Source organism: Nostoc sp. PA-18-2419, assembly GCF_005869855.1.
Taxonomy (GTDB): Bacteria; Cyanobacteriota; Cyanobacteriia; order Cyanobacteriales; family Nostocaceae; genus Nostoc.
In genome coordinates this window covers 255,031-266,901 of sequence record NZ_SZNH01000005.1, presented here as the reverse complement: position 1 = coordinate 266,901, position 11,871 = coordinate 255,031, and the positions used below count along the sequence as shown (strand labels likewise).

The following is an 11,871-nucleotide window of genomic DNA, read 5'->3' as shown; positions in this document are numbered from 1 at the left end:
TCAACATCACCCAGAGACGCAGAGTCGCACAGAGTAAGAATAGCAATTATCAATTGTTCCTCAATACTCTCTTCATCTCTTCTCTGCGTCCACCGAAGTTCAGATGCCTCCGGCAAGCCCTACAGGTTCGGGGGATCGCAATCGACGGAAACCGCCAAGACTGCGACCCCCTCACCACAAAGCGTCTACGGCGCAAGCTGCCGCTCCGACTTCTCTGTGCGACTCTGCGTGAACTTATTCATTAAAAATTGCCATGAGTGAATTTACCAAAACCCTCTGTCCTTACTGCGGTGTCGGTTGTGGATTAGAAGTTTCGCCCCCAGCCCAACTTGGCAAAGCAACTAATCGAGATAACCAAGGAAATCCAATTTGGCGGGTGCGGGGTGATAAAACTCATCCATCAAGTCAGGGCATGGTTTGCGTCAAAGGCGCAACTATCACCGAATCTTTAGATAAAAATAGATTACATTACCCAATGGTGCGAGACTCTTTAGATGGAGAGTTTCGGCACATTAGTTGGGATGAAGCTTTAGATCTCATCACCCAACGCATTCAAACTGTGCGTTTCACTCAAGGGCCAGAAGCTATATGTATGTATGGTTCTGGTCAGTTCCAAACCGAGGATTATTACATAGCCCAAAAATTGATCAAAGGGTGTTTGGGGAGTAATAATTTTGATGCTAACTCCCGTTTATGTATGTCTAGCGCTGTGGCTGGATATATTCAAAGCTTTGGCTCAGATGGCCCTCCTTGCTGTTACGAAGACCTGGAGTTGACCGACTGTGCATTTTTAATTGGTACCAATACAGCCGAATGTCACCCAATCGTTTTTAATCGACTGGCAAAATATCATAAAAAGAATCGCAAAGTGAAAATGATTGTGGTCGATCCCCGTTGCACACCAACCGCAGAAGCCGCAGATTTGCATTTAGCGATTCGTCCGGGTACAGATATCGACTTGTTGAACGGTATTGCTCATTTGTTGATGCGTTGGAACTACGTTGATACGATGTTTATGGACGAGTGTACCAGTAACTTTCCGGCATACGCTGAGGTAATTCGTCACTATCCCCCAGAAGTGGTAGCTCATGAATGTGGAATCAGTATTGAAGATTTAGAAACAGCAGCTCGCTATTGGGGTCAATCAGAACGGGTGTTGTCGTTGTGGTCAATGGGTGTGAATCAATCTTCAGAAGGAACGGCTAAGGTGAGAACCATCATTAACCTGCACCTGATGACCGGACAAGTTGGCAAACCTGGGGCTGGGCCTTTTTCACTCACAGGTCAGCCAAACGCAATGGGAGGACGGGAAGCTGGGGGTTTGGCGCATCTATTACCGGGTTATCGGCTAATCAAGAATCCCCAGCACCGTGCAGAAGTTGAGGAGTTTTGGGGACTCAAACCAGGACAGATTTCGCCCCATCCTGGTTTGAATGCTTGGGAAATGATTACTGGGCTAGAAAATAATGCTGTCGGCTTACTATGGATTGCTGCAACTAATCCAGCTGTGAGTATGCCAGATTTAGATCGGACGAAGAAGGCATTGTTGCGATCGCCTTTCACCATCTACCAAGACGCTTATTATCCCACAGAAACCTCTGCCTATGCCCATCTTCTGCTACCAGCAGCCCAATGGGGCGAAAAAACTGGCGTGATGACTAACTCCGAACGAACGGTGACTCTGTGTCAAGCCTTCCGCCAACCGCCACCAGAAGCGAAAGCAGATTGGGAAATCTTTGCTGAAGTTGGTCGCCGACTCGGTTTTGCAAGAGAATTTAACTTTGCTAACTCGGCTGAAGTTTACGCAGAGTTTGCCCAACTAACTAAAAATCGCCCCTGCGAGATGACGGGTATCTCTCATGCACAATTACAAGCACAAGGCCCGACTCAATGGCCTCACCTGGAAGAGAGCAGAGGGAGCAAAAAAGCAGGGGAAGCAGGGGGAGAAACCTCTGGAAAGCGGCTCTACACTAACTTGTGCTTCCACACCCCTGACGGACGCGCTCGATTTGGGGCATATTACTCCAAAGGATTGGCAGAACCACCAAACCCTGATTATCCTTTTGTATTAACTACTGGACGAGTTTACGGCCATTGGCACACCCAGACACGCACTGGGCGGATTGAAAAAATTTGCAAAATGCATCCCGAACCATTTATCGAAATTCATCCGCGTGATGCTGCTGGCTTAGGTATTGTAGATAATCAGTGTGTAGAAGTGCGATCGCGTCGAGGTAAAGCTAAGTTTCCTGCTAAAGTGACAAAGGCGATCGCACCTGGTACAGTTTTTGTCCCCATGCACTGGGGTTATTTGTGGGCAGATAATGCCGAAGCTAATGCCCTCACCCATCCCGAATCTTGCCCTGATTCCCTACAACCAGAATTAAAAGCCTGTGCGGTGCAATTAATACCAATTTCTGTGGAAGTTACAGTTAAAAATTATCAACTCCAATCCTCACAATTGTAAGTTCTTAAGTATAACTCTCAATAAGGAATTGGCAATCAGCAATAGGTAATTTAGTCAATCATCAATAGTCGATAGTTATTATTATATTTTCTGTATTTCAATTCTTGACTGTTACCAATTACCATATCTAAAGAAGTAAAGTTTTTTATAACTAAAAGTTTTACTAGTCCCAAATTGAATCTAGAAAATAAAAATAGATAAGCAAAACCAACATTGGCCAGTTATCTTTTTGAATCCTCTAGGTTTCTCTATGGGATTTTATTTTTTAATTGGGTACAGCAGATGAAAAGGTTACTGAAGCTAATTTCAATAATTACCAAAGACCAGAACTTCATGTATATCATCGAAAACATTGAAGTGATAGTTTCTAAAGTTCTATCTATTTTAATGGTAATTGTAATTTTAGTGGCGATCGCTGATTTAGGAGTATTTATTTTTAAAGAATTATTCACTGTACCTTACGGCACATTTAACACAACACTATTTAAAATATTTGGCTTATTTTTAAATATTTTAATTGCTTTAGAAATCTTAGAAAATATTACAGCTTATTTACGAAAACACGTTTTTCAGGTAGAATTAGTTATTGTTACTTCTTTAATTGCTGTCGCCAGAAAAATTATTATTCTTGACTTAGAAAAAGTTCCTGGTATTGATATAATAGGCTTAGGCATTGCAATTCTCGCTCTATCGATTAGTTATTTAATAATTCGTCTGAGTAATTCCAAAGATACACCTTGAAGAAGAATTAAGAATCACACAGCAAAGCCAAAGAAACTCTAACAAGGCATTAGACTCAATCAGTTAAAATTAGCACTTACCAATTTTAAGTACTACTAACTTGAAAAGTTGTTAGTGGTCTTAAACCTGCTTATTCATTGGCTTGCAGATACGCCTTAGGTGCGCTATCCGCCAGTTGGACTTAAATACCCAACTGAATTTTGAATTCTATTTTGATAAATTTAGGTTAGTCGAAAACATTCTAATCAGCTAAATTTAAATATTTTATGACGATAGATTTCTTTCAATTTGAAGCAGATTTTGTTGATTCGCTGCGCTGTATTCCCATGCAGGTGCGCTATAAATTAGATACTTGTGGCATTAAACTAAAACTGTTTGATTGGAATCAAATGACTACAAAAGAGCGTCAAGCTTTAGTCGAATTACCTTGCGCTACAGAAACCGAAATTCAGTCTTACCGCGAGTATATCGAGCAGTTAATTTTACAACGTACAGGCATAGCAGTTGCCAAATTGCCTATAGAATCCCATCCTGCATGGCTGGACTCTGCTACTGTATCACCCAGCGTCCAGAAAAAAGCTCAAGAAATAGGGGTAGTCCTGACACAGCAAAAATGGGCAGCTTTAAGACCATTACAGCGTTTTGCCTTAATCAAACTTAGTCATTCAGCGCATGAAAACAAGAATTTTCCTAGAGCGATCGCAGAATTTAATCTGCTTTAATTAAGCTAAGTTGCTAATTATATAGTTGAGGCTATTAATGGGCAATAAGTAATAGGTAATAGTTTCTCTTGCCTTTTCTCAGAAAACCGTTGCCTTTCCCTGAGTAACAAATAACATACAAAGATGCGTTAAACTTTGTTAACTCGCAGCCTCCAGATAGTCCATTATGGCACAGTTAATGCTGTAATATATCGATAAATTCGCCCATAAGCGGATTAGCCGATGCGCGTCTATGCTGCACATTTTTGTATTAAGACTGTGATTAATCTTTGGTTATTCGTCATTTGTTCTCTATTTTTTATCCTTCCTTAAATAACAAGTCCTAACTTAATAACCAATGCCCATGCCCCATACCCAATTACAAATGACAAATGACCAATGACAAATGGCAAATAACTAATAACTGAGGATAGTAAAAACATGGCTGCAAAGAAACTTTTGATGTTGGTTGGGGACTATGTAGAAGACTATGAAGTAATGGTTCCTTTCCAGGCGTTGCAAATGGTGGGACACACTGTTCATGCAGTTTGCCCCAATAAAAAAGCTGGGGACAAGGTGCGAACAGCAGTTCACGACTTTGAAGGAGACCAAACTTACAGTGAAAAACCGGGGCACAATTTTACTTTAAATGCTACGTTTGCAGAAGTGAAAGCCGAAAACTATGATGCTCTAATAATTCCTGGAGGACGGGCACCAGAATATATCCGTCTCAATCAGCAAGTGTTAGAAGTTACCCGTCACTTTGCTCAAGCAAATAAACCTATTGCTGCTATTTGCCACGGCTTGCAGTTATTGGCGGCTGCTGATGTATTACAAAGTAAAAGATGTACTGGTTACCCTGCTTGTAGCCCAGATGTCAAGAGTGCTGGAGGCATTTATGTCGATATCCCTGTTGATGAAGCCATAGTTGACGGTAATTTGGTGACAGCACCAGCTTGGCCTGCTCATCCCCATTGGCTGGCAGAATTTCTCAGAGTACTGGGAACAAAGATTGAACATCCAGAATTAGCTAAAATTCTTTAAAGGCAAGATACTATAAATCTTTTAATTCAATCTTTGGGGTCGTTTCTTCCACTACTGCCTACTCCTGCGCCCCAAAGGTTAGTCAATCATTAATACATCACGGCGTAAATCAAGCAATCATTAAAAATTCCTAAAAAACCCATCTGATAGTACTTTTAACTTTTGAGTTTTGACTTTTGTGTTGCAATACTAGTGGCAAAAATAACTACCAATAAATAACTGGTAATTATATATTTTTTAGATGAAATTAAATGCAGTAAAAATTACTTTTTTAATACATTGCAGTAGATTGAATTTGCAGCTACGATGTCAAGAGTAGATAACCTATAAAATCTCAATTTATGCACCTAATAATCAAGGTTTGAGAGAAAACCTGAGTAAATGAAATACTTATTAACATTTAAATGAATGAAAAAGTTAAAATTTTGCATTTATAAATTTAAATTTATTAGCAGTAAGTGAAGCTATAGTGGATTTAGCAATGCTGCTGTTGATGTGGCTAAGGTTAGTCCTGCTACCAAATTATTTAAAGAATCAGTTTAGAAACGCACTTCTTATCAATGACAGGCAAAAACGCAAGACATAATGCATTTCTGCGGCTAGTGTCTGGAAATGGAGCAGCTTTGGGAGCGGAATCTCGCTTCTCGCTGTCCCCCAGTAAAGAGATAGTAATTGGACGCGACCCCAGTTGCCAAGTTGTCTTGGATGCCATGACGTACCGAATGGTATCTCGTCGTCATGCAGTGGTTCGCCCCCTGTCTTTATCTCCAGATAGCAAATTTAGCTGGGTACTTTGTGATTTGAATAGTGCTAATGGCACTTATTTGAATGGACAACGCCTGTATGAATGTCAAGAATTGCACCCAGGCGATCGCATTTCTTTAGGTTCTGATGGGCCGCAATACGTTTTTGAGTATGAGTTGACCTCTCAAGCTCCGGTGACAACTGTTAACCAGCTGACACCACTGCCTTCTGCAACGAACTACCACAACCACACGCAATTAAAGCAGCCTGATTCTGTTAGCTTCACTCAGCTTTTTCCGATTATTTCCACTGGTAAAGATTTAACTCGCAAAGCATACCTCGTACCAGGAATACTGACTGTAATTTTTGTAGTACTAATGTTTGCTACAGTCGGTCGTCCCCAAGCGAATCAAGTGATCGTCGCCACTTACATCGCCTTCGCTGCCTATTATTTTGTTTATCAACTTTGCGGAAAACAAAAGCCGTGGTGGGTGCTAATGGCTACGGCAATGGGTACGACGCTGATTTTGCTTAGTCCGCTGTTGGATTTCTTCATCTTCGTGTTTCGGGGTCTATTGCCTGGAAACTTGCCCTCACCTCAAGAATCTACCACCTTCACAGAGTTGCTGGTACGAATGTTTTTTGGTGCTGGTTTAATGGAAGAATTGCTTAAAGCATTGCCTGTACTTGGAGCATTTGCCATCGGGAGAATTTTGTCTTCACCTTGGCGCGAACGCGTAGGCGTTTGGGAACCTCTAGATGGTATTCTCTTGGGAACAGCTTCTGCTGTGGGCTTCACTTTATTGGAAACTCTTGGTCAATATGTGCCGGATATCACTCAAAATGTCACGCAACAAGTAGGTATCGGCGCTGCTGGTCAACTGGCGGGGTTGCAGCTGCTAATTCCGCGAATTTTAGGCTCTGTAGCTGGACACATGGCTTACAGTGGCTATTTGGGCTATTTTATCGGTTTGGCTGTCCTCAAGCCTAGTAGAAGCTGGCAAATTCTTTCTATTGGTTATCTGAGTGCTGCTGCACTCCACGCTCTTTGGAATGCTACCGGCTCGATTAATGCCTTGCTGTTAGTTATTGTTGGAGTGTTATCTTACGCCTTTTTGATGGCGGCAATTCTCAAGGCACGGGCGCTTTCACCGACGCGATCGCAAAACTTTGCTACGCGATTTCTTGGTCCCAAATAATTAATGGGGAGAATGGGGGATGAGGGAGTTCTGGAAGCTTTTGAAGTGGAAGTAGAGTAACTCCTAACTTACCACTGGCATGCCCAATTCCCAATTTCTAATCACTATTAAATATGTATGTCTTGGGATAGATGGTTTAATTTTCTAACTAGCCTATCCTTAGTCTAATTAGTATTTTTATACTTAAAAACTAAGAATCTGGGAGTGTTTAAAAGGCAATATAATACTAGCAGATAAATATACCTGTTAGAAACATTTGATTATTATAGACAAGAATAGCAACCTAAAATTACGATTCAGATTTGTATTTATCAACTTGACTCAAAGCATAATCAGCAATCGCCAAGCTGACCTTAGCTTGCTCTATCTCTGATAAAGCTGTCCATTCGCTATCATTAATATTACTAATGGTATTTGTTGGGTTATGTGATTCGCTACTTCGCATAGCATAAGCAAAAGGACGAGCTAAGACTAAAAGATCCTCTGCTCCCCAAGTCGGTAGTACTGTTTGAACGCACTCAACAAGTTGCTCGCCCCTAAATTGCTGAGGTGAAAATATCTCGGCAGCTTTAGCAGCAATGGTGTTGAGTAATGTTTGGGGAACGCAACTACAAAAATTATTACGCAATTTTTCTTGGAGATTAAGGACTAGAGACTGTTGTGGATGGTGATTATGGCTCTCATTAAAGGAGACACCAGACCAAAGTGTGTCTAGACGGTTATAAAAATTTTGCGAGCGCCTTGTCAGTTCTTCATCTATTAAATCTTGCATCCCAAAATCTTGTTCGAGTTCCTGAAAATAAGCTTCTGACTCTTCATCAGCCAGATTCCAAGGATAAGTAGCATCGTCTGGTTCTAGCAAGCCTTCTAAAAATTCTAGATCTACTTGAGACTCGAAAGAAAAACTGTCTGAGCCATTAATTTTATTAGTCATTTTTTTGCCTCATGATTATTTGGTAGTATTGACAGCTACAACCGCCCAGAAGAGATTTCCGCAAAAAACTTGATTTTATCTAAAGTAAAAACAGATTTTTAAAATTGACACTAAAGACCAAAATTCATTTGTGCAATAGCTGTACTAGGAGTCTTCAATAATAAACTCCCACGTCTCACCTCTAGCACTTCCAAACTTTAACTGCATACCCGATTTCAAGGGGACTTCCTCTCGGAGGATTTGTTGCCAGCCATTAGGGCCTAAAAACCACGTTGTCCCATAGGTAGAAAAATCTTGCAAATAATAAGTTCGCACTAGTGTAGCATCTGTCAAAGTATTGCGGCAGAAGATTTCAGCGTGGCGCTTAGAAACCGAGGGTTCGGGAATGACAATATCATTGTCTTTAGTGCGACCGATGCGAGTGACTCCATAACGTAATAACCAGGTTTTATCTTTTGAAGAGAGCGATCGCAAACTTGCACTAGGAACCACCGAATCTATATCAGGAATGGCTGTGTCTGGTAATTCGGTAATTCCTTCATCTAGGTTCTTAATCAGTTCGCCATCAAAATCTGGGTGTAAATAAAGAACGGGCAAAGTCCAAGCAGGTTGATTGAATCTATATAGCGTTAATAATTCTTTTCTAGCTAGGGTCACAGCTTCATCAATTGGCTGATACAATCGCAAAGCTTCAGCAAAGGCTTGAATAAAACTGTGGCTTTCGTGGTCAGCGATTTCATCGCGCATCCCCAAAACCGCTGGTAGACCATGCCTAATTAATACTTCTGCCAAACTGCTGGCAGGTATAGCTTGATGATTGCTAGCAGCTGGTTGCGCTCCCCAACAGGCGTTGAAAACTGCTAGCTTCACACCTGTACGGGTCAATGCTTGAGCTAATTCTATACCATTGAGTGTCATGTCTGGCTGCAAAAACAGTAACCCACCGTCCGGGTCTGGCAAACCATGACCGGCATAAAAGAAAACATTATATGCTTTGGTTTCTAGTTCTTGAATCAACTCCTCTGGAGTTGGTTGTAGGAGTTGATTAACCATGCAGGGTGCATATCTTTGGGAATTACTATCCACTGGGGTATCAACAAGAGTTTGCTGTAAAATCAGCGCTTCTTGTTCTAGTTGTAGGTTGTCATCATAACCTAAAACCAATAGGATATTTAAAGTCTGGTCAGTTCGTAAATATGGTAAGGGATCGACTTCACTACTGGTGCGACTAAATAGCAAATCTTGGGAAAGGGACATAGCCGATTGACCAGGCTCGCGCTGCATAATTTCCCAAGGTAGAGCAATCAGATCTGGATCGCGAATTTCCAATCGAAAGCGTAAGCGTGTATGCTGACCCATAGCGATGCCGCGACTACGTTCTAGACTGCCAAGAATTTGTCCATCGAATACCCAACGCCACAAATTCATTCCTAAGTATTGCATCAGACGACTGGTGTAAGGGCCAGTCGTCTGACCTGAAGACAATGAAATCGCATCAATGGGCAATGGGTTGCTATTTTGAGGTGTTGAGTTTGGGGGAAGATCTAAACGACTATGACCAGTAAACATCTGCTGCCATTCTTGCCACACTTGGGTGAGTTCAACAGGCCACATACAGTCACGTAAAACATAGCCACTGGGATAGGGAGCCTTGACCACCCAAATTGCGAAGTTGTCAGTGCCAGTATTTATGAGACGGGCGATCGCCAAATTCAGGGATGGCATGGATTCATAAAACTAAAAGCTAAAAATAAATAATTTCAAATAACAGTTCTCTAAAGTAAAAATTTTGACTTTTTTATCTTGTCAGTTTTTGACTCTGGTTATTACCTGTTATTATTCCAGGTTTTTACTAGTTTATCGATTATTTGATTAAGTTGGACTGATATCAGATGGTTGAGTAACTGGGGGTTGGGTGACAGTTTTACATGGATTTGGTGCGGATGATGGCAAAACAAAGACTCCAAAACGGTTGAGTTGTTGAAATTGAATCGATACTGTTTTTTGGGCGTTCAATCCAGGATTTGATGGAGATGGTGCTTGGGAGGATGCTGAAGTTGGCGTCTCTTTATTGGTACAAACTCGCATAACTACTGAAAAATCTCCAGATGCTGGTTTTGGACTTGGTTTGGTATCGATAACTTCTAAAAAACTTTTAGCAGGAAGCAGTTGGTTGTTTCCTAAAGAGATTTGATTGTTGGTTTGGATTACCCAGCCAGGAGCAACGTTATTAAGGGTTCGCGGTGGTTGTGTAGTTGCAATAGGACTTTGAGTTGGCGTAGGATTGGATGATACAACTGGAAGTCCTGATTGCGATCGCCATTGTTGGACGAACAATCCCACACAACCTGCTGCTAGTAAAAATAATAAGGGAACTATCCACTGTAGCGGTAATTGACGAGTTTTGGCTGGTTGATTTTCCTCAATCACCTGAGTTTTGTGGTTTGGGCTACTTAAAACTGATGTATCTGTACCTCTGGATGCCAAATCAACAGTTTTTGCAGAGTAGCTTTCTGGAACGACTGCTTTGATGACGATTTCTGGTTCCCAGTATTGGACTTGATAGTGTACTAAAGCGACGGTGACATTATCGTGTCCATTCTTCGTATTAGCAATTTCTATTAATCTATCGGCAACATTGATGATGTTTGTCTCTCCAAGCAAAATCGGCAAGATTTCTGTTTCCCAGTACTCTTCTACGCGATCAAAATCACTTAAACCATCGGAGGTGAGCAGAAAAACTGCATCTTCATCGAGCATAAACCGTGCAGATGTGGGATGCAGTGAAGTGCTAGGGCCCATCCCTAAAGCTTGGACCAGAGAGCCTGCGGAACTTTGTTGCACAGCCTCGCGGTAAATAGCATAACCCAGCCGCACTTCCCGCGAAGCAACATCGTCATCAAGGGTAACTTGATAACAGCCCTGGCGTGTAATCCAGTAAGCACGACTATCACCTACGTGGGTAATATACATTTCGTGAGCCACAGGCAATGCCATGACTAAAGTTGTGCCCATGCGCTGACGCCCTTGGCGATTTTCAGCGTCATTGCGCTGACTAATCTTGTCATTAGCCATTGCCACTGCTTTTTCTAAGTCATTGAGCAGTAATGAGGGGTCTATGTGGTCGTAGGGAACTTTGGTGAGTTGCTGTACCTGCTGTTGGATTGTTTCAATGGCTAAATTTGATGCCACATTGCCACCCTCATGTCCGCCAATACCGTCACAGACAATTGCTAAGCCTGTGGGCTGGGGGGGTTTGCTCACCAGAGTGCCACTGGGTGGGCTACAGGCGTCTTCATTACGTTGGCGACTAGGACCAGTATCGGTTTTAGTGATAATTTTGATTGTAGGTGTTTGCGATCGCCCTAACCCAGCTAGTCCGCGGTCTAAAACTGCGATTAATTGTTCCGGTGAGTGAATCTCTCCCTGGATCAGGGAAAGGCTAATCCGATCAACAAATTCGGCTACGGCTGGTTTAGCGTTAGCAATCAACTGCTGCCAGAATTTACCTAATTCGGGCAATTCTGGTGATGTAGCTTTGTCGAAGCGCAATTCTAACAAACGTACTAACGATCCTTCTACTCGTAATACATAGGAGTCAAGCAAGCTAGAGGCGACACCTTCACTGGCTAAAGGTTGCCATAAATGAGCTATTTGCCACAACCAATTGAGTTGGCGCATTGATGTAGCATCACGCCAAGCGGCGATCGCCATTTGGGCTAGATGCACTTGTTGGGTTGTCTCATCAAGCAATAGTGGCGGTTTTTCTAAAAGTAATATGTCTTGTCCTGAAGAGTCACTAGCTAGGCGAAGGACTCCATATACTTGCGGTACGTGTAAGCGGTAGGGAATGAGTCTCAAGTATGCTCTGGGAATCTGTAAATTCTCTAACTCCGGCGTTAGGGTTAATAAACCAGGTTTCGTATCTAATAGAACATATTTATCAACTATTAAATAGCGCTCGGCTAATATTTTTCCAGGGTTACCCAAATTCTGACTATCCATCGCAGCCCAGAGGTAATTTTTGGGTAGGGGCGTGGA

Annotated in this window: 9 protein-coding genes; 6 read left to right on the top strand and 3 right to left on the bottom strand. The window is 42.1% G+C overall.

Features of this window, described 5'->3' with window-relative positions:
• Positions 1 to 103 precede the first annotated feature (103 nt).
• The 6 genes from FCR06_RS34215 (at position 104) to FCR06_RS08010 (ending at position 6,896) form a co-directional block, all read left to right on the top strand.
• Positions 104 to 232, top strand: a complete 129-nt coding sequence (locus tag FCR06_RS34215; RefSeq protein WP_262984659.1) for a hypothetical protein — start codon at positions 104 to 106, stop codon at positions 230 to 232.
• A 21-nt stretch (positions 233 to 253) separates the two neighbouring features.
• Entirely contained in the window at positions 254 to 2,467 is a 2,214-nt protein-coding gene (locus FCR06_RS08030) for a molybdopterin oxidoreductase family protein (protein WP_138498365.1), read from the top strand.
• Between the two features lie 282 nt (positions 2,468 to 2,749).
• Entirely contained in the window at positions 2,750 to 3,208 is a 459-nt protein-coding gene (locus FCR06_RS08025; RefSeq protein ID WP_138498363.1) for a phosphate-starvation-inducible PsiE family protein, read from the top strand.
• A 266-nt stretch (positions 3,209 to 3,474) separates the two neighbouring features.
• Positions 3,475 to 3,930 (top strand): nitrate reductase associated protein, encoded by a 456-nt coding sequence (locus FCR06_RS08020; protein ID WP_138498361.1) that lies wholly within the window; start codon positions 3,475 to 3,477, stop codon positions 3,928 to 3,930.
• Between the two features lie 420 nt (positions 3,931 to 4,350).
• Positions 4,351 to 4,953: a DJ-1/PfpI family protein gene (locus tag FCR06_RS08015; RefSeq protein ID WP_138498359.1), complete on the top strand. Its 603-nt coding sequence runs from the start codon at positions 4,351 to 4,353 to the stop codon at positions 4,951 to 4,953.
• A 560-nt stretch (positions 4,954 to 5,513) separates the two neighbouring features.
• Positions 5,514 to 6,896 carry a PrsW family glutamic-type intramembrane protease gene (locus tag FCR06_RS08010; RefSeq protein ID WP_138498356.1) on the top strand — a complete coding sequence of 461 codons (1,383 nt, stop codon included), beginning with the start codon at positions 5,514 to 5,516 and terminating at the stop codon, positions 6,894 to 6,896.
• A 289-nt stretch (positions 6,897 to 7,185) separates the two neighbouring features.
• Here the strand turns inward: FCR06_RS08010 and FCR06_RS08005 are convergent, their stop codons facing one another.
• The 3 genes from FCR06_RS08005 to FCR06_RS07995 all read right to left on the bottom strand — a co-directional run bounded on the left by FCR06_RS08005 (position 7,186) and on the right by FCR06_RS07995 (position 11,835).
• Positions 7,186 to 7,830, bottom strand: coding sequence for a hypothetical protein (locus FCR06_RS08005; RefSeq protein WP_138498354.1), 645 nt, complete (start codon positions 7,828 to 7,830; stop codon positions 7,186 to 7,188).
• A 144-nt stretch (positions 7,831 to 7,974) separates the two neighbouring features.
• On the bottom strand, positions 7,975 to 9,555 hold the full coding sequence (locus tag FCR06_RS08000; protein ID WP_138498352.1) for a CHAT domain-containing protein: 1,581 nt from the start codon (positions 9,553 to 9,555) through the stop codon (positions 7,975 to 7,977).
• A gap of 147 nt (positions 9,556 to 9,702) precedes the next feature.
• Positions 9,703 to 11,835, bottom strand: a complete 2,133-nt coding sequence (locus tag FCR06_RS07995) for a PP2C family protein-serine/threonine phosphatase (RefSeq protein WP_223280074.1) — start codon at positions 11,833 to 11,835, stop codon at positions 9,703 to 9,705.
• Positions 11,836 to 11,871 lie beyond the last annotated feature (36 nt).